The 18,747-nt window shown below is 69.8% G+C and carries 11 protein-coding genes; 10 read left to right on the top strand and 1 reads right to left on the bottom strand.

Annotated elements, in window-relative coordinates; genetic code table 11:
* Positions 1-8 precede the first annotated feature (8 nt).
* The 7 genes from EGK76_RS03305 to xylA all read left to right on the top strand — a co-directional run bounded on the left by EGK76_RS03305 (position 9) and on the right by xylA (position 11,226).
* The gene (locus EGK76_RS03305; RefSeq protein ID WP_123831635.1) at positions 9-1,655 is read left to right on the top strand and encodes an AMP-binding protein; all 1,647 of its coding nucleotides are present in this window, start codon (positions 9-11) and stop codon (positions 1,653-1,655) included.
* Positions 1,655-2,290 carry an isochorismatase family protein gene (locus EGK76_RS03310; RefSeq protein ID WP_123831636.1) on the top strand — a complete coding sequence of 212 codons (636 nt, stop codon included), beginning with the start codon at positions 1,655-1,657 and terminating at the stop codon, positions 2,288-2,290. Before EGK76_RS03305 ends, EGK76_RS03310 begins: the two co-directional genes overlap by 1 nt.
* Positions 2,287-2,553: a phosphopantetheine-binding protein gene (locus tag EGK76_RS03315; protein ID WP_096299186.1), complete on the top strand. Its 267-nt coding sequence runs from the start codon at positions 2,287-2,289 to the stop codon at positions 2,551-2,553. Before EGK76_RS03310 ends, EGK76_RS03315 begins: the two co-directional genes overlap by 4 nt.
* Positions 2,550-6,476 (top strand): non-ribosomal peptide synthetase, encoded by a 3,927-nt coding sequence (locus EGK76_RS03320; RefSeq protein ID WP_123831637.1) that lies wholly within the window; start codon positions 2,550-2,552, stop codon positions 6,474-6,476. The genes EGK76_RS03315 and EGK76_RS03320 overlap by 4 nt, the downstream gene beginning before the upstream one ends.
* 155 nt (positions 6,477-6,631) lie before the next feature.
* Positions 6,632-7,525 carry a 2,3-dihydro-2,3-dihydroxybenzoate dehydrogenase gene (locus EGK76_RS03325; RefSeq protein WP_123832051.1) on the top strand — a complete coding sequence of 298 codons (894 nt, stop codon included), beginning with the start codon at positions 6,632-6,634 and terminating at the stop codon, positions 7,523-7,525.
* A 755-nt stretch (positions 7,526-8,280) separates the two neighbouring features.
* On the top strand, positions 8,281-9,795 hold the full coding sequence (xylB, locus tag EGK76_RS03330; protein ID WP_123831638.1) for a xylulokinase: 1,515 nt from the start codon (positions 8,281-8,283) through the stop codon (positions 9,793-9,795).
* A gap of 96 nt (positions 9,796-9,891) precedes the next feature.
* Positions 9,892-11,226 (top strand): xylose isomerase, encoded by a 1,335-nt coding sequence (xylA, locus tag EGK76_RS03335; RefSeq protein ID WP_123831639.1) that lies wholly within the window; start codon positions 9,892-9,894, stop codon positions 11,224-11,226.
* A gap of 87 nt (positions 11,227-11,313) precedes the next feature.
* On the opposite strand, the gene EGK76_RS03340 is transcribed toward xylA, so the two are convergent.
* Positions 11,314-12,375 carry a LacI family DNA-binding transcriptional regulator gene (locus EGK76_RS03340; protein WP_096300629.1) on the bottom strand — a complete coding sequence of 354 codons (1,062 nt, stop codon included), beginning with the start codon at positions 12,373-12,375 and terminating at the stop codon, positions 11,314-11,316.
* Positions 12,376-12,569: 194 nt separating this feature from the next.
* Between EGK76_RS03340 and EGK76_RS03345 the strand changes: the two genes are divergently transcribed.
* The 3 genes from EGK76_RS03345 to EGK76_RS03355 all read left to right on the top strand — a co-directional run bounded on the left by EGK76_RS03345 (position 12,570) and on the right by EGK76_RS03355 (position 18,738).
* Entirely contained in the window at positions 12,570-14,678 is a 2,109-nt protein-coding gene (locus EGK76_RS03345; protein ID WP_233580194.1) for an alpha-glucuronidase family glycosyl hydrolase, read from the top strand.
* A gap of 38 nt (positions 14,679-14,716) precedes the next feature.
* On the top strand, positions 14,717-16,648 hold the full coding sequence (locus tag EGK76_RS03350; protein ID WP_123831641.1) for a sialate O-acetylesterase: 1,932 nt from the start codon (positions 14,717-14,719) through the stop codon (positions 16,646-16,648).
* Between the two features lie 92 nt (positions 16,649-16,740).
* Positions 16,741-18,738 carry a glycoside hydrolase family 43 protein gene (locus tag EGK76_RS03355; RefSeq protein ID WP_233580144.1) on the top strand — a complete coding sequence of 666 codons (1,998 nt, stop codon included), beginning with the start codon at positions 16,741-16,743 and terminating at the stop codon, positions 18,736-18,738.
* The last annotated feature ends 9 nt before the right edge of the window (positions 18,739-18,747 follow it).

The following is an 18,747-nucleotide window of genomic DNA, read 5'->3' on the forward strand; positions in this document are numbered from 1 at the left end:
TGCAACACATGTCCGACCCGACAGCCCGAGTTCCGCTGCGCCAGATCTGGCCCGATGATTTCGTCGCGCGTTATCGCGCTGCCGGTTACTGGCGCGGCGAGACCTTTCCAGCGTTCCTGCGCGCGCGGGCGCGCGAGTTCGCCGACGCGATCGCCGTCGTGGGCGGCGACACCCGCTGGACCTACGCACAGCTGTGGGAACAGGCCGAACGCATCGCCGCCGGCCTGCTGGCACAGGGGCTCGTGCCCGGTGATCGTGTCGTCGTGCAGCTGGGCAACATTCCGGAATTCATCGCCGTGGTCTGCGCGCTGTTCCGCGCGCAGCTGGTGCCGGTCTATGCACTGCCGGCGCACCGGCTGACCGAGGTCGGCCACTTCGCCCGCAAGTCCGACGCCAGCGCCTACATCTGTGCGGACCGCTACGAGGCATTCGATTACCGCACCCTGGCGCGCGAGCTGCAGGCCGAGCTGCCGTCGGTGCGCCACGTCTTCGTCGTCGGCGATGCAGCGGAGTTCGTGGCCATCGGCGCGCTCGACGGCCCGCGCGACCCGCTGCCGGGCGATCCCGATCCGCAGTCGGTCGCGTTCCTGCAGATCTCCGGCGGCAGCACCGGCCTGTCGAAACTGATCCCGCGCACGCACGACGACTACATCTACAGCTTCCGCGCCAGCAACGCGCTGTGCGGCATCGATGCGGCCAGCGTGTACATGGTCGCGTTGCCGGCCGCGCACAACTTTCCGATGAGCTCGCCCGGATTCTTCGGCGCACTGTATGCAGGCGCGCGCGTGGTGCTGAGCCCGGGACCCGGGCCCGATGCGGCGTTCCCGCTGATCGCCCGCGAGCGCGTGACCTGTGTCGGTCTCGTGCCGCCGCTGGCCCTGCTGTGGGCCGACGCCGCGGGCAGGTCCGCGCACGACCTGTCGAGCCTGCAGGTGCTGCAGGTCGGCGGTGCCAAACTCGTGCCCGAGGCCGCGCGGCGCGTCGTCGCCGGACTCGGCTGCCGGCTGCAGCAGGTCTTCGGTATGGCCGAAGGCCTGGTGAACTACACGCGTCTCGATGATCCCGAGGAACTCGTGCTGACCACACAGGGCCGGCCGATCAGTGATGACGACGAAGTGCTGGTGGTCGACGACCATGGCATGCCGGTCGCCGATGGCGAGGTGGGTCATCTGCTTGCGCGCGGCCCCTACACGATCCGCGGCTACCACAACGACGCCGCCGCGAACGCGCGTTCGTTCACCGCGGACGGCTTCTACCGGACCGGCGACATGGTGCGGCGGCTGCCGAGCGGCCATCTGGTGGTGCAGGGCAGGGCGACTGACCACATCAACCGCGCCGGCGAGAAGATCTCCGCCGAGGAGATCGAAGACCATCTGCTCGCGCATCCGCAGGTGTTCGATGCGGCGGTGGTGTCGATCCCGGACGATTACCTCGGCGAGCGCAGCTGCGCGTTCGTGATTCCCGGCGGCGAGAAGCCGCGGCCCGCCGAGCTCAAGGCCTGGGTACGTGGTCGCGGCCTGGCCGCGTTCAAGGTGCCTGACCAGATCGTGTTCGTCGATGCCTTCGGCACCACGGCGGTCGGCAAGATCAGCCGCCGCGAATTGCGGGCGCAATTGCGTGCGCGCTTCCTCGAAGACCAGAAGGACGCCGGCTGATGGGCCTGCCGAAGATCGCCGCATATCCGCTGCCCCGCGCCGACGAACTGCCGGTCGCGCGCGGGCAATGGCTGCCGCAGACGCATCGCGTGGCGCTGCTCGTGCACGACATGCAGCGCTACTTCCTGGCCGCCTTCGTCCAGGACGAGGCGCCGCTGTCGCACGCGATCGCCAATCTCGCCCGCCTGATCGCGCATTGCCGCAGTCGCGGCATTCCGGTGTTCTATACCGCGCAGCGCGGCAACCAGGACCGACGCGACCGCGGCCTGCAGGCCGACCTGTGGGGGCCGGGCATGCAGTCCATTCCCGAACACGAGAGCATCATCGAAGCGCTGACGCCCGCGGACGGCGACCACGTGCTGGTGAAACATCGATACAGCGCGTTCCAGCGCAGCAATCTCGACACCCTGATGCGCGCGCGCGGCCGCGACCAGTTGCTGATCACCGGCGTCTACGCCCACATCGGCGTGCTGTCGACCGCGACGGAAGCCTTCCAGCGCGACATCGAAACCTTCGTCGTCGCCGATGCGCTTGCCGACTTCTCGCGTGCCGACCACGACCTCGCGCTGCACTGGATCGCGCGCACCTGCGGCGTGCCGCTGACCACCGACCGACTTCTGGAGCTGTTGCCATGACCACCGACCGGACCGTGCCGCTGACCCTCGAGCGCATGCGCGCCGATGTCGCCAGGCTGATCGGCGAGGCGCCCGAGGACGTCGGCGATGACGACAACCTGATGGATCTCGGCCTGGATTCGATGCGCGTGCTTGGCCTGGTGATGGCCTGGGGCGAGCACGGCCTGCCGCTGGAGTTCTCGCACCTGGCCGAACACACCACGCTCGCCGGCTGGTGGCAGGTGGTCCAGGGCCTGCAACGCGACCTGCCAGGCGCCGGATGACCACTGCGGCACTCCAGGCCGGCGCGGACGTGCATTCCGCGGGCGGGCCGCTGACCGAAGCGCAGGCGGGCCTGTGGTATGCGCAGCGCCTGGCGCCGGATAACCCGGCGTTCAACACCGCGCATGCGCTGTGGATCGAAGGCGCGCTGGACGTGGCTGCATTCGCCTCGGCTGCAGATCGCGCCGCGCGCGAAGCGCCTGCACTGGGCCTGCGCATGCGCGAGACCGCCGATGGTCCGGTGCAATGGGTCGATGCCGCGCATCTGCCGCAGCTGGAGATCATCGATCTCGGCGGCGAGGCCGACCCGCACGCGGCGGCACGCGCGGCGATGGGCCGCGATCGTCATGCGCCGGTGGACCCGGCGCGCGACCGGCTCGCACTGCAGCGGCTGTATGTGCTCGGCGGCGATCGCTACGTCTGGTATCTGCGCGTGCACCACCTGGCCACCGACGGTTATGGCATGGCCTTGCTGACCGAGCGGGTATGCGCGCTGTATGCGGATGCGGGCGCTGCGCCCGCGTTCGCGCCGCTCGACGGCGTGCTGGCCGAGGACGCGGCCTATCGCGCCTCCGACAAGCGCAAAGCCGACGCGGCCTACTGGCACGAGGCGCTGGCGGGCATGCCGGCCGCGACCGGTCTCGGCGGCGGCTTCGCCCACGCCGCGCATGATTGCCTGCGTCATGTCGAGCCTCTGGGTGCGGACTTTCGCGATGCACTCGCGCGCGCCGCCGCAGCGCTCGGCCAGCCCCTGCCGGACGTGCTGACCGCACTCACCGCCGGGTATTGCCAGCGCTTCGGCGGCCAGGGCGAGGCCGTGGTCGGCGTGCCTTTCATGGGGCGGCTGGGCAGCGCCTCGGCGCGCGTGCCGGCGATGGTCATGAATGTACTGCCGCTGCGTGTGCCGGCAATGCCGGATGCGCCGCTCGCGGACTTCATGCAGGCCATGGTCCGTGGCCTGGTGCGCGGCCGCCGCCATGGCCGCTATCGCGGCGAGCAGCTGCGGCGCGATCTCGGCCTGGTCGGCGGCCAGCGGCGGCTGCACGGTCCGCTGATCAACGTCCAGCCGTTCTACCGGCCGGCGAAGCTTGCCGGTGCGACGGCGACGCTGGAGATCCTTGCGACAGGTCCGGTCGACGACATCACGCTCGGCTTCCGCGGCGATGGCGCGCAGGCGCTGGATCTCGAGATCGAGGCGAATCCGGATCTCTATACCGCTGCCGATGTCGCCGCGCATTCGGCGCGGCTGCGGACGTTCCTGCTTGCCGTATTCGAATGTGCGGTACGACCGGACGCGGGGCTCGACGATGTGCAGCTCGCCACGCCGGCCGAGGCCCGGCGCACGCTGTTCGAGTTCAACGTCACTGCGCATCCGGTGCCCGCAACGAGCCTGGCCGCGCTGATCGAAGCGTCGATGGCCGCCACCCCGGACGCCCCGGCGCTGATGTTCGACGGCGCGACCCTGACCTACCGCGAACTCGATGCGCGTACGCGCGCACTCGCGCAGGCCTTGCGCGCGCGCGGCGCCGGCGCCGACCGCGTGGTCGCGGTCGCGCTGCCGCGTTCGGTCGAGCTGATCGTCGCGCTGGTCGCGGTATTGCGTGCCGGCGCGGCCTATCTGCCGATGGATCTGGCGCATCCGCTCGAGCGTCGCGCGCGGATCCTGCGGTCCGCAAGGCCCATTGCGCTGCTCGCGCACGACGATGACGGCATCGAATGGCCGGAAGGTCTGCCGCATTACGCGCCGCGCGATTGGCCGCGGTCCAGTGAGGCGGAAGCCGCGCTGCCGGCGGTCGATCCAGGGCACGCGGCTTACGTCATCTACACCTCCGGCTCGACCGGCGAGCCCAAGGGCGTCGTCGTCGAGCACCGGGCGATCGTCAACCGCCTCGAATGGATGCGCACCCATTACGGCATCACGGCGTCCGACCGCATCCTGCAGAAGACGCCGGCGACCTTCGACGTCTCGGTCTGGGAATTCTTCCTGCCCATGCTGGCCGGCGCCACGCTTGTGGTCGCACCGCCGGACGCGCACCGCAATCCGGTGGCGATCGCGGGGCTGATCCGCGAGGCCGGCATCACCACGTTGCACTTCGTGCCGTCGATGCTGGCCACATTCCTCGCCGCGCCGCAGGCACGCGGGCTGTCGACGCGCCGCGTGTTCGTCAGCGGCGAAGCGCTGGACGCCGATCTGCGCGACCGCTTCCATGCGACGGTCGATGCCGAGCTGCACAATCTCTACGGGCCGACCGAAGCGGCGGTCGACGTCAGCTTCTGGCCGGCCGGCAGGACGGACAGCTCGCGGCCGGTGCCGATCGGGTTCCCGGTCTGGAACACCCGGCTGTACGTGCTCGACGCACGCATGCGGCCGTTGCCACCCGGCGTGGTCGGCGACCTCTACCTCGGCGGCGTGCAGCTTGCGCGCGGTTATCTGGGCCGCGACGACCTGACCGCCGAGCGCTTCCTCGACGATCCGCATCTGCCGGGCGAGCGCATCTACCGCACCGGCGATCTCGCGCGCTGGCGCGAGGACGGGGCGGTCGAGTTCCTCGGTCGCAGCGACCACCAGGTCAAGCTGCGTGGCCTGCGGATCGAGCTGGGCGAGATCGAATCTGCAATCGTCGCCAGCGGCCTCGCCTCGCAGGCGGCGGTGATCGTGCGCGAGGACCGCGCTGGCGACCGGCGCCTGGTCGGCTACCTGCAGCCCGAACACGGCTTCGACCCTGCGACCCTGCGTGCGGCCATTGCCGGCCAGTTGCCGGACTACATGGTGCCGGCGGCTTTCGTCGCGCTGACCGACTGGCCGGTGACCGCCAACGGCAAGCTCGACCGCGACGCGCTGCCCGCACCCGCATTCGAAGCGGGCGCGATCGCGCCTGCGCGCACGCCCACCGAGATCGCGCTCGCTGCACTGTTCGCCCAGACCCTCGGCGTCGAGCGCGTCGGCTCGGATTCGGATTTTTTCGCGCTCGGCGGTGATTCGCTGCTCGCCGTGCATCTGCTGTTCGCGATCCAGCAGCACTTCGGCCGCGACCCCGGCCTGGGTGCCCTGTTCGCGACGCCGACCGTCGCGGGCCTGGCGGCTGCGCTCGATGCGGGCAGCGACGTTGATCCCGACCACGGCCTGGCCCCGGTGATCGCGCTCGCGCAGGGCGACACGCGGCACGCACCGTTGTTCACCGTGCATCCGGCCGGCGGCATCGCCTGGTGCTACCGCGAGCTCGCACGCACGCTCGCGCCGACGCGCAGCGTGTTCGGCCTGCAGTCGCCGGCGCTGGATCTCGCGCAGCCGTTGCCGGGCAGTATCGAGATGCTTGCGGCGGAGTACGTCGAGCGTGTGATCGCGTTGCAGCCCGCGGGCCCGGTGCACCTGCTGGGCTGGTCGGTGGGCGGCATCCTTGCCCAGGCGATGGCCACGCGCCTGCGCAGCCTCGGTCGCGAGGTCGGGCTGCTTGCGCTACTCGATGCCTACCCGGCCGAGGTCTGGCGCGCGGAGCCCGAGCCCGATCCGGTTGCAGCGCTGCGCGCATTGCTCGCCATCGCCGGCTACGACCCCGAGGCCTATCCCGGCCTGCAGACGCGCGAGGCGATCGTCGATTTCCTGCGTCGTGGCGACAGTGCGCTCGGCAATCTTCCCGGCGCCGTCCTTGACGGCGTGGTGCGCGCGGTCACCGACACCAACCGGCTTGTACGCCTGCACCACCACACGCGCTTCGACGGCCCGATCCTGCACGTCCGCGCCGGGCGTGACCATGCCGGCCAGCCGCATCTGCAGTCGTCGCTGTGGGCGCCGCACGCGGCCCGGGTCGACTCTGTCGAGCTGCCGTTCCTGCACGCCGAGCTGACCGGCCGCGACGCCACCGCGCACATCGCGCCATTGCTCGATACGCGGCTTGCGGCGCTCGATGCCGCAGCGTCCGGATGAGCGCAGTCCCCGGATGATCTGCGAGGCCGCCGGCAGAGTGCGAGGACACCCCGGCGACGCCGACTCTGCGCATGTGCACTCGGTGATTGTCGAAAAGCGCCTGCAAACCGTTTGCACCAGACCCCACTCGAACGCCAGCACTCCGGAACTTCTCCATGCAGCTCACAGGTTTTGACGGAAAGATCGCCCTCGTGACCGGCGCTGCCGGCGGCATCGGTCGCGCGGTCGCGCGCCTGCTGCGCGAGAGCGGCGCGACAGTGGTCGCAACGGATCGGGAGGCGTCCATGGTCGAGGTGCTCGATGCCCATGATCGGGCCTCGGCCGGCTGCGCCGCGACGCCTCGCTCCGGGGGAGAAGCCGCGCAAGCCCTTGGGCCGCGGCGATCAGGCGCCGCGTCTGCGGACAGGGAAGCGGTGCCGGGGGCCGGTGTTGCGGGCTTTCATCCGTATCCGCTCGACGTCGCCGATGCCGACGCCGTCGATGCGCTTGTCGCACGGATCGAAGCCGAGCTCGGCCCCATCGATCTCGCGGTCAATGTCGCCGGCATCCTGTCGACCGCGTCGGTTCTCGAACTCACCGCCGAGGAATGGCGCCGCACCTTCGCCGTGAACACCGACGGCGTATTTCACGTGTCCCAGGCGCTGGCCAGGGTCATGGCACCCCGCCGTCGTGGCGCGATGGTGACCGTCAGTTCCAATGCTGCCGGCATCCCGCGGCAGAACATGGCTGCCTATGCGGCATCCAAGGCCGCGACGACGATGTTCGTGCGCTGCCTCGGGCTGGAACTCGCGCCGCTCGGCATCCGCTGCAACATCGTCGCGCCGGGCTCGACGCGCACGCCGATGCAGACCGGCATGTGGACCGACGCCGGCGGGGAGGCACGCACCATCGCCGGCACTCTGGAGACGTTCAAGAGCGGCATCCCGCTGGGCAAGCTCGCCGAGCCGGAGGACATCGCGCATGCGGTGATGTTCCTTCTGTCGGAACAGGCCGGGCACATCGCGATGAGCGATCTCTACGTGGACGGCGGCGCCACGCTGCGGGCCTGAGGGCCGGTGTTCGGGCACCAGCGCCGCGGACGGCCGGGGCGCCCGGAGCCTGTGCAAGGTCTGCATGAAGCCACCGCGTAAGCGTCGGCCGGCCTGGGCGCGCTGCGCAGGCGGGGATCGGACGCCCGGAGACCGACGCCGGCTTGAGGTCATCACCGCGGTGCGGTCCGATCACCCGACCCGATGGGCGCTCGTCGTTCCCCGGGATCCACATCGAAGTGCGCGGGTCAAGCGGGCATTGCGGGGCCGTTCGCCGTGGTGGCTATTTTTTGACCAGGCAATCGCGCGCCACTCCGCAAGCGGCCTTGCGGGGCTTATCCACACCTTTGTCATCGGACCATCCACACCGTCTGTGGACAGCGGGCCGGAGAGGCGCGAGAAGCGCGGCGTCAAGTGGCGAGGCGCGCGCGGGTGCGCTCGGCCAGCGGCACCGGTCCGGGTCTCCTGCGGCTTCCGGCACGTGGCCGGTCCGCCCTGCGGTCGGGGTGGAATGCGCCGCGTCGGCTGGCGGCGTACGAGTCCGGGCCGGCGCTCTCGCGCACAGTCGAGCGGCGGCGTTGTCCCGAGGAAAGCGCACCGCAGCGCATGCGACCGCCCGGATTTTGCAGCGCAGCAAGCACTTTCAGGTGCAGCTGCTAGAGTGCGGACACCGCCGAATTCCTGCGCCGTCCCATGCCTCCTTCCGTTGAACCGCGTCTCCTTTTTTTTGGTCCCGCCAGTGTTAGCGCTAACTTTCTTTGTGCGGGAGCACGTCAGTGACGGTCGTCGCGGGCCTCGACGCGGGAACGCAGAGCGTCAAGCTGGTGGTGTACGACGCGGACGCGCGCGTGGTCCTCGCCAGTGCCAGTGCCCCGCTCGATCTGACGAGTGGCGATGACGGCAGCCGGGAGCAGGATCCTGCCGCCTGGGTGGATGCGATGCGCGCCTGCTTCGCGGCGATCGATGTCGGCCTGCGTCATCGCATCGCTGCGCTCGGCGTGTCCGGGCAACAGCATGGTTTCGTGCCGGTCGATGAGGCGGGGCAGGTACTCGGTCCGGCCAAGCTGTGGTGCGATACCAGCACGAGCGCCCAGTGCGGCCCGATCATGGACGCGGTAGGCGGGCCCGCGCGCTGCATCGAACTGGCGGGCAATCCGATCCTGGCCGGCTACACCGCATCCAAGCTGCCCTGGACGCGCGAACACCGGCCGGAGGTCTACGCCAGGCTCGCGACGATCCTGCTGCCGCACGACTATCTGAATTTCGTCCTCACCGGCGAGCGCTACTGCGAGCACGGCGATGCGTCGGGCACCGGCTGGCTCGACGTGCGCACACGACAGTGGTCGGCGGAGCTGCTGGCGGCGACCGATGCGGGGCGCGACCTCGGCGGCTGCCTGCCGCCCCTGGTCGATGCGGATGCGTCGTTCGCGATCCTGCCCGGTATCGCCACCGAACTCGGCCTGTCGCCGGAGGTGCGCGTGTCCGCCGGCGGCGGCGACAACATGATGGCCGCGATCGGCACCGGCTGCGTGAGCGAAGGCCGGCTGACGATGAGCCTGGGGACGTCGGGCACGCTGTTCGCCTATGCCGACCAGCCGATCGTCGACCCCGGCGGCGCCTGGGCTGCGTTCTGTTCCTCAAGCGGCGGCTGGCTGCCGCTGATCTGCACGATGAACTGCACCGTCGTCACCGAGCAGGTCGCCAAGATGTTCGGCTTCAGTACCCGCGACGGCGATGCCCGTATCGACGCGACGCAGCCGGGCGCCGACGGCCTCACCTTCCTGCCGTTCCTCAACGGCGAACGCACGCCGGACCTGCCGCTGGGCAAGGGCGTGCTGGCGGGCCTGGCCCCGCACAACATGCGCGAGGCGCAGATCTACCGGGCGGCGATGGAAGGCGCGACCTACAGCCTGCGCTACGGCTACGACGCCTTCGTCGCCGCCGGCATGCAGTTCGATCGCATCGCGCTCACCGGCGGCGGCGCCAACAGCGCGGCATGGCGACAGATGGTGGCGGACGTGTTCGACTGTCCTGTCGACGTGCCCGCCCAGACCGAGAGCGCAGCGTTCGGCGCGGCCTTGCAGGCGCTATGGTCACTGTCGCGCAGTCGCGGCGAGGCAACCACGCTGGCCGCACTCGCTGCCGAGCATGTCGCGGTCGATCCGGCGCTGGGCTGTTCGCCCGATCCCGAACGCGTCCGCGCCTATCGACCGGCCTATCAGCGCTTCCTGCGACACCTCGATGCGGTCCGTCCGCTGTACGCCGAGCCGCAGCCCGCCCCACTGCAATGACGACGGCCCATCGCAAGCCGACGATCCCCATCCTCGAGGCGCGCGAGCACGCGCCCGGCTTCATCACTCTTTCCACGCACCACACGAGACCCCCACATGAGCGCACAGCATTTCATCGGTGACCGCGAGTACTTCCCCGGCATCGGCACCATCCCGTTCGAAGGTCGCGATTCCGACAATCCGCTCGCCTTCAAGGTCTATGAGGCCGACCGCCGCATCGGCGGCAAGACGATGGCCGAACACCTGCGGTTCGCCGTCTGCTACTGGCACACGTTCTCCAATGCCGGCCAGGATCCCTTCGGTCCCGGCACGCGGCGTTTCCCATGGGAGGGCGGCACGCCGCTCGCCGCCGCCGAGGCCAAGGTCGACGCCGCGTTCGAATTCTTCACCAAGCTCGGCGTGCCGTACTGGTGCTTCCACGATGTCGACCTGTCGCCGGATTCCGAAGACATCGGCGAGTACGAGAAGAACCTCAAGCACATGGTCGCGCTTGCCAAGGAGCGGCAGCAGGCCACCGGCATGCAGCTGCTGTGGGGCACGGCCAACCTGTTCTCGCACCCGCGCTACATGAACGGTGCCTCGACCAATCCCGATTTCGCGGTGGTCGCGCGCGCTGCCGTGCAGGTCAAGGCGGCGCTCGAGGCGACGGTCGAGCTGGGCGGCGAGCACTACGTGTTCTGGGGTGGCCGCGAGGGCTACGCCAGCCTGCACAACACCGACATGAAGCGCGAGCTGCAGCATTTCGCCCGCTTCCTGACCATGGCGCGCGACTACGGACGCAGCATCGGCCTCAAGGGCAACTTCCTCATCGAGCCCAAGCCGATGGAGCCGATGAAGCACCAGTACGACTTCGACAGCGCGACCGTCGCCGGCTTCCTCAAGGAGCACGGGCTCGAGAAGGACTTCAAGCTCAACATCGAGGCCAACCACGCCACGCTGTCGGGCCATACCTTCGAGCACGACCTGCAGGTGGCCAGCGATCACGGCCTGCTCGGCAGCATCGATGCCAACCGCGGCAATGCGCAGAACGGCTGGGATACCGACCAGTTCCCGACCGATCTCTACGACACCGTCGGCGCGATGCTGGTGGTGCTGCGCCAGGGCGGCATCGAGGGTGGCCTCAACTTCGATGCCAAGCCGCGGCGCGAATCCACCGACATGGAGGACCTGTTCATCGCCCACATCGGCGGCATGGATGCGTTCGCCCGGGGTCTGGAAGTGGCGCATGCCCTGCTCGAGGACTCGCCGTGGGAGCAGTGGCGCAAGGCACGCTACGCGAGCTTCGATTCCGGTGACGGCCAGGCCTTCGAAGCCGGCCGCCTGTCGCTGACCGATCTGTACGGCATCGCCTCGAAGGCCGGCGAGCCGCAGCAGCGCAGCGGCCGCCAGGAAGCCTACGAGAATCTGCTCAACCAGTACCTGCTGCGCTGAGGGCAGGGCAGCATGACGTCACGGGCCGCCTGCGCAGACTCCGGATCACCCTCCGGACGCGCAGCGGCCCCGTTGTCATGCTGCCGCCTATTTCTGCCGCGGCGGGCGCGCCACCGAATCGCGCACGATCAGCCGGTGCGCGATCACGTGGTCGCTGAGCACCCGCGTGGTGGCGTCGTTGCGGCGGATGCCGCGCACCAGGACGTCGATCGCGGTGTTGGCCATCGCGGCGATCGGCTGGCTGATCGTGGTCAGTTCCGGCCAGACGGTGGTCGCGGCCGAGCTGTCATCGAAGCCCACCACCGACAGGTCGCGTGGCACGTCCAGGCCGCGCCGGTGGGCGACGGAGATCGCGGCGGCGGCCATGTCGTCGTTGGACGCCAGGATCGCCGTGGGCGGCTTGCGCAGCGCCAGCAGCGTCTCGGTCGCGGCGAGCCCCGAACGGTAGGTGTAGTCGCCCTGTTGCACGAGCGCCGGCTCCAGCTCGATTCCGGCCTCGTCGAGCGCCGCCTTGAAGCCCTCGTAGCGGCGGGTGGAGGCGCTGAGATACGTACCGCCCTTGATGCAGCCGATGCGCGTGTGCCCGTGCTGGATCAGGTGTTCGGTGATTTCCTTGGCCGCGCGGAATTCGTCGACGCGCACGCAGGAGATGTCGTCGCTGAAATGTCCCGACGCGATCGCGACCACGGGTACGCCGGCGCGCACGAATTCGTTGACCGCCGCCTTCGATTCGCACAGCGGCGGCGGCAGGATGATCCCGTCCACCCGCTTGGCCAGGGCACGTGCGGCCTTGCGTTCGGCGTTGGCGTCGAGTTCGTCCCAGTAGTCGATGACCAGCTGGATCGCGGTGGCCGAGGCCACGCGCAGCAGGCCGACCAGAAGCTCGCGCAGATAGGCGCCGCTGGGATTGGTATAGACCAGCGCGATGCGCGTGTGCTGCGCGGCAGCCAGCGAGCTCGCCGCCAGATTGGGCGTGTAGTGGAGTTCGCGCACCGCGCTGAGCACGCGTTCGCGCGTGCTCTCGCGCACCTTGCCCTGGTTGTTGATCACCCGCGAGATCGTCATCGGCGACACGCCGGCGTGGGCCGCCACTTCCGCGATGGTCACGCCGCGTGTCTTGCGGCGGACCGATTTCCTGGGTTTCTCCAACGTTCGTTCCTTCACTTGCCAGGCGACGGGCCGACCTTGGCGCAGGGCGGGCCCATCGCATGAAAGCCGGTTCCCGGGGGGGGATCCATATGCCGTGGATGTTAACGCTAACCCATGCGGGGGACGATCCGCGTCCACCGCGCATCGCCAGAACCGTGGCTGCGCTGGTGTGCTGGGGCGTACTGCTGGCCGCGATGCCTGCGTTGCACGCCGAGGACGGCTACGAGCTGTGGCTGCGCTACGCGCCGGCAGTCGTGGCCGATCCGGATTCGCACGGCCCGGGCATCGCGCAGCTCGTGGCCGGATCGGAATCGCCGGTCCAGGCGGCGACGCGACGGGAGCTGCTGCGTGGTCTGCAGGCGTTGTCCGGAGTTGCGCCGGTCGGCGCCGATACGGTGACCGAGGATGCCGCGCTGCTCGTCGGCACGCCGGCGTCTTCGCCGCAGATTGCCCGCCTGGGTCTCGACCTGGAAGGACTGGGGCGCGAGGGCTACCGGATCCGCAGCGCCATCGTCGATGGCCATGCGACGACGGCGGTGGCGGCCAACGACGATATCGGCGTGCTTTATGGCGCCTTCCATCTGCTGCGCCTGCTGCAGACGGGCCAGCCGCTGGCCGACCTCGACATCCGCGAGGCACCGCGCCTCCAGGTGCGGGTACTCGACCATTGGGACGACCTGGACCGCTATGTCGAACGCGGCTATTCGGGCCAGTCGATCTGGGACTGGCATCGCCTGCCGGGTTGGCTGGACCCGCGCTATACCGACTATGCGCGGGCCAATGCCTCCATCGGCATCAACGGCGCCGTGCTCAACAACGTCAATGCGGACGCCGACGTGCTGACGCCGATGTACCTGGAGAAGGTCGCGGCGATCGCCGGCGTGCTGCGCCCCTACGGCATGAAGGTCTACCTGAGCGCGCGCTTCAGTGCGCCAATGCAGATCGGTGGTCTCGTCACGGCCGATCCCGTCGATCCCGCGGTCCAGGCCTGGTGGCGCGCGAAGGCGGATGAGATCTACAGCGCGATCCCCGACTTCGGCGGCTTCCTGGTCAAGGCCAATTCCGAGGGTCAGCCCGGCCCGCAGGACTACGGCCGCAGCCACGCCGATGGCGCCAACATGCTGGCCGATGCGCTCGCGCCCCATGGCGGAATCGTGATGTGGCGTGCCTTCGTCTATTCCGACGAGGAGCCGGTCGACCGCGCCAGGCAGGCCTACAACGAGTTCGTGCCGCTCGACGGGCGCTTCCGCGACAACGTGCTGGTCCAGGTCAAGAACGGCCCGATCGACTTCCAGCCGCGCGAGCCCTTCCATCCGCTGTTCGGCGCGATGCCGCGGACACCACTGATGATGGAGTTCCAGATCACCAAGGAGTATCTGGGTTTCTCCACGCACCTCGCCTACACCGGCCCGCTTTACGAGGAGGTGCTGCGCGCCGACACCCACGTGCAGGGCCCCGGGTCGACCGTCGCGCGGGTGATCGACGGCTCGCTGCACGGCCACGCGCTCACGGGGATCGCCGGCGTCGCCAACATCGGCAGCGACCGCAACTGGAGCGGCTCGCATTTCGACCAGGCCAACTGGTATGCGTTCGGCCGGCTGGCATGGAATCCGGAGCTGTCGTCACGCGACATCGCGGTCGAGTGGACACGGATGACATTCTCGAACGACGCCGCCGTGGTCGAACCGGTGGTCGACATGATGATGGCCTCGCGCGAGGCGGTGGTGGACTACACCGGTGCGCTCGGCCTGCATCACCTGATGGGACGCGGCCATCACTACGGCCCGGGCCCGTGGGTGGACGGCGGGCCGCGCGCGGACTGGACCTCGGTGTATTTCCACCGGGCGGACCGCAACGGCATCGGCTTCGACCGCACGCGCCGCGGCAGCGATGCGGTCTCGCAGTACGCGGCCCCGGTGGCCGGTGTCTTCGACGACGTCGCGCAAACGCCGGAAGAGCTGCTGTTGTGGTTCCACCACGTGCCCTGGGATCACCCGATGCGCAGTGGCCGCCGGCTGTGGGACGAGCTGGTGCTTCGCTACGACCGCGGAGTGGATGCCGTGCGCGACCTGCGCGCCACCTGGGCCGGTCTCGACGGCCGAATCGATGCCGGGCGCCATGCGCAGGTCGCGGCGTTCCTCGCGATCCAGCAGGACGAGGCGCAGTGGTGGCGCGATGCCAGCGTGGCGTACTTCCAGTCGATCTCCGGGCTGCCGCTGCCCGCGGGCGCCGCGCCGCCGCCGCATGCGCTCGAACACTACAAGACGCTGGAATTTCCGCATGCGCCGGGGGACACGAAGTGAGCGAACGATCGGGGAAGGGAAGGGGACTCGCAGCGCTGATGCTCCTGCTCGCGCCACTGGCGCCGGCAATGGCCGACGACACTGCTGCCACGCTGCTGCATCCGCTGTTCCAGGACCACGCCGTGCTCCAGCGCGACCAGCCGATCCGGATATGGGGTGAGGCGTCGCCCGGCGCGACGGTACAGGTCGCACTGGCGCAGCATCGCCGCAGCGCGCAGGCGGGCGCCGACGGGCGCTGGACGGTCGAGCTGCCGGCGCTGCCGGCCGGCGGGCCTTACACCCTGACCGCGCGTACGGGCGAGGCATCTCGGACCGTCGACGACCTGCTCGTTGGCGATGTCTGGCTGTGCTCGGGGCAGTCGAACATGGAACTGCAGGTGTGGCGATCGCTGGATGCGCGGTCCGAGATCGCAGGCGCGGCCAGCGAAACCATCCGTCTGTTGACCGTTCCGCAGTCCTCCAGCCCGGCGCCGCAGTCGACATTCGGTGACGACACGCGCTGGCAGAGCGTGAACCCGGATTCGATCCGCGAGTTCTCCGCCGCCTGCTGGTACTTCGCCCGCGAACTGCAGAAGACCGTCGAGGTGCCGATGGGCCTGGTCAACGCGGCCTGGGGTGGTTCGCGCATCCAGGCATGGACCAGCGCGGATGCGCTGCGCGCCGCGGGCGCCTACGACGACCAACTCGACGTGCTGGCGCTCTACGCGACGGAGCCGGCCGACGCACTCGAGCGCTGGGGCAGCATCTGGGCCGGATGGTGGCAGCAACGGCCCGGCATCGCTGCCGGTGACCGGCCATGGGAGGGTGAGGCCGATGGCGGCGAGTGGCGTGCCGCGCCGCCCGGGCTCGGCGCGTGGGAGCACTGGGGCACCCCGGATCTCGCTGCGTTCGACGGCATGCTGTGGTACCGGACCAACGTTCGGCTGACCGCGGCGCAGGCTGCGCACCAGGCGACCCTGGTGCTTGGCCCCGCCGACGAGATGGATACCACCTGGGTCAACGGCCGGGCCGTTGGCAGTACCTACGGAGCAGGAATGCCGCGCACCTATGCGCTGCCGCCAGGCCTTCTGCGCGCCGGCGACAACCGCATTGTCGTCAACGTGCTCGACACCTATCGCGAGGGCGGGCTGGCCGGACCGGCCTCCGCGCATTTCCTGCAACTGGCCGACGGCAGCACGGTGCCGCTCGATGGCGGCTGGCGCTATCGCGTGGTGCCGGACACGGTGGGCTCACCCCCGCGCGCGCCCTGGCAATCCGCGGCCGGCCTGTCGACGCTGTACAACGGCATGATCGCGCCGCTGGCAGGAATGCGCCTGCGCGGCATGCTCTGGTACCAGGGCGAATCCAACACCTTCGAGGCCGATGCCTACGCCGCGTTGCTGCGCGGCCTGCGCGACGACTGGCGCAGCCGGTTCGGCGATTCCGCCCTGCCGTTCCTCGTCGTCCAGCTGGCCAACTACGGCACGCCGACCAGCGCACCCGGCAGCAGCGACTGGGCCGCACTGCGCGAGGCGCAGCGCGCCGTCGCCAACGAAGCGCACAGCGCGCTGGCGGTGACGATCGATATCGGGGATCGCTACGACATCCATCCGCCGAACAAGCAGGCTCTGGGGCGCCGCCTTGCGCGCGCCGCCCGCCATGCCGTCTACGGCGAGCGGATCGCGGCGTCCGGTCCGGTGCCGCGGGACGCACGCCGGGAGGGGGGCGACGTGGTGGTGAACTTCGCCGACGTCGAGGGGCATCTGTCCGCGCACGGCGCCGCCGGGCCGGTCGGCTTCGAGCTGTGCGGCGCGGCGGCCGACAGCTGCCGCTTCGCCGAGGCACGCGTGGATGGCCCCCGCGTGCACTTGCGCGTCGAGCCCGGGATGGTGCCGGTCCGCGTGCGCCATGCATGGGCGGATGCCCCACTGGTGAACCTGTTCGACGCGGCGGACCTGCCGGCGGGACCGTTCGAGATCGACATCCACTGAGGCCGCCCGCGCTGGCTTTCCAGGTTGCCGTCTCCGCCTGCGCGTCCCGCTCCGTCCCATCGCAACCGCACCGTCAAGCACAGGAAGCCGACATGCCCACAGCCACCGACCCACGCGCCCACAGCCCGAATCGAGATCGTGAGCCCGTCGAGGCACGCGTCATCGTTGCCTGTCCCGGCCCCGAGCTGGTGACCCGAAGGCGCGTCGCCGGCGCGGGCGGGGGCGGTTTCGGCGACGCCGGGTTCGACCGACGCGAACCTGATGTCACCTCGCAGCTGCGGGATCCCCGGGTGCCCGACCCGCGCCCGGCAGCGGACGATGACGGCAGGCGCGGCGACGCGCGGTATCTGCCGGCGGGGGCATGGCGCAGAGCGCTGCGGAGCGCGGCCCGAGCCACCCTGCTCGGCGCCCTGGCGGCCGCGACGGCCGTAGTCGGCCCCGCTGCGTTCGCGCAGACGCCGGAACCCGCCCCGCCCACGCCCGTCTACTTCGACTGGTTCGAGTACACCGGCCGTGACGCAGCCTTCGAGGCGCCGGTCCCGGCAGGCAGTTTCCGCAACCCGGTGCTGTCGGGTTTCCATTCCGATCCCAGCGTCACCGCCGCCAACGGCAAGTTCTATCTGGTGGCGTCCACCTTCACTTTCTTCCCCGGCATCCCGGTGTTCGAGAGCGAGGACCTGGTCCACTGGACGCAGGTGGGCAATGCGATCCATCGCCCCGGGCAGCTGGATTTCGACGGGCTCGGCCTGTCGCGCGGCGTGTTCGCGCCGACGATCGAGTTCCACGACGGCACCTTCTACGTGGTCAACACCTCGGTCGATGCCGGCGGCAATTTCATCGTCACCGCCACCGACCCGGCCGGCCCGTGGTCTGATCCGTTCTGGCTGCCGGGCATCGGTGGCATCGATCCATCGCTGTTCTTCGACGACGACGGCAGGGTCTATATCCTCAACAACGACGAGCCCGCCGTGCCGGTGCGCTACGACGGACACCGCGCCATCTGGCTGCAGGAGATCGACGTGGCCAGCAAGAAGCCCTTCGGTCCGCGCAAGGTGCTGATCGATGGCGGCGTGAAGCCCGAGGAGAATCCGATCTGGATTGAAGGGCCGCACATCTACAAGGTCGATGGCTGGTACTACCTCAACAATGCCGAGGGCGGCACCGGCCCGCAGCACTCGCAGGTGATCCTGCGCAGCCGCGATGTCTGGGGTCCGTACGAGCCGTATGCGGACAATCCGATCCTCACCCAGCGCGACCTCGATCCCGACCGCCCGCTGCCGATCACCAACGCCGGCCATGCCGACCTGGTGCAGGGGCCTGACGGGGGCTGGTGGGCGGTGTTCCTGGCCAGCCGCAATTACGCCGTGCGGCAGTACAACACCGGTCGCGAGACCTTCCTGTTGCCGGTGACCTGGAAGGACGGCTGGCCGGTGATCCTGCCGCGTGGGCAGGAGATCCCCTACGTGCTGCCGGGTCCGTCCTTCATGAAGACGCCGGCCGAGCAGGCGCCGATGACCGGCAACTTTACCTGGCGCGACGAGTTCGACACGGTCGAGCTGGGCAAGGGCTGGATGACCCCGCGGGTGCCCAAGTCCCGGTGGTATGACGGCAGCGCCCGCCCGGGCTGGCTGGCGATCACGCCCTTGCCAGAACGCCTGGACACTCTGGTCAACCCGGCGTTCTACGCGCGCCGGCAGCAGCACCAGGTGTTCGAGGCCAGCACCGCGATGGCGCTGCCGGCGCCGGGCGTGGCCGCAGGCCTGGCCGCGTTCCAGGGCGAGACGCACTGGTATTTCCTCGGCCTGCGCCGCAGCGACGGCGGACGCGTCGAGGTCTTTCTCGAGAGGAAGGCCGGCGCCGGCGACAGCGAGGTGGTCGCCACGCAGTCCGCCGCCGAGGCGCCGCTGTACACGCTGCACATCGAGGGGGACGAGGGGCGCTATGGCTTCGGCTTCGATGCCGGCGATGGCAACGGCGTGCAATGGCTGACCCGCGATGCCGACGGCACGATTCTGAGTACCGACGAGGCTGGCGGATTCGTCGGCGCCACCATCGGCCCGCACGCGCGCGACGAACGCGCCGCGCAATGACACGACCTG

The organism is Luteimonas sp. 100069 (assembly GCF_003813845.1).
GTDB classification, from domain to species: Bacteria; Pseudomonadota; Gammaproteobacteria; order Xanthomonadales; family Xanthomonadaceae; genus Luteimonas; species Luteimonas chenhongjianii.

Excerpts from the sequence above, each read along its gene's own strand:
- EGK76_RS03305 (WP_123831635.1), top strand. The coding sequence starts at position 9 with ATGTCCGACCCGACAGCCCGAGTTCCGCTGCGCCAGATCTGGCCCGAT.
- EGK76_RS03310 (WP_123831636.1), top strand. The coding sequence starts at position 1,655 with ATGGGCCTGCCGAAGATCGCCGCATATCCGCTGCCCCGCGCCGACGAA.
- EGK76_RS03315 (WP_096299186.1), top strand. The coding sequence starts at position 2,287 with ATGACCACCGACCGGACCGTGCCGCTGACCCTCGAGCGCATGCGCGCC.
- EGK76_RS03320 (WP_123831637.1), top strand. The coding sequence starts at position 2,550 with ATGACCACTGCGGCACTCCAGGCCGGCGCGGACGTGCATTCCGCGGGC.
- EGK76_RS03325 (WP_123832051.1), top strand. The coding sequence starts at position 6,632 with ATGCAGCTCACAGGTTTTGACGGAAAGATCGCCCTCGTGACCGGCGCT.
- xylA (WP_123831639.1), top strand. The coding sequence starts at position 9,892 with ATGAGCGCACAGCATTTCATCGGTGACCGCGAGTACTTCCCCGGCATC.
- EGK76_RS03345 (WP_233580194.1), top strand. The coding sequence starts at position 12,570 with ATGCCTGCGTTGCACGCCGAGGACGGCTACGAGCTGTGGCTGCGCTAC.
- EGK76_RS03350 (WP_123831641.1), top strand. The coding sequence starts at position 14,717 with ATGCTCCTGCTCGCGCCACTGGCGCCGGCAATGGCCGACGACACTGCT.
- EGK76_RS03355 (WP_233580144.1), top strand. The coding sequence starts at position 16,741 with ATGCCCACAGCCACCGACCCACGCGCCCACAGCCCGAATCGAGATCGT.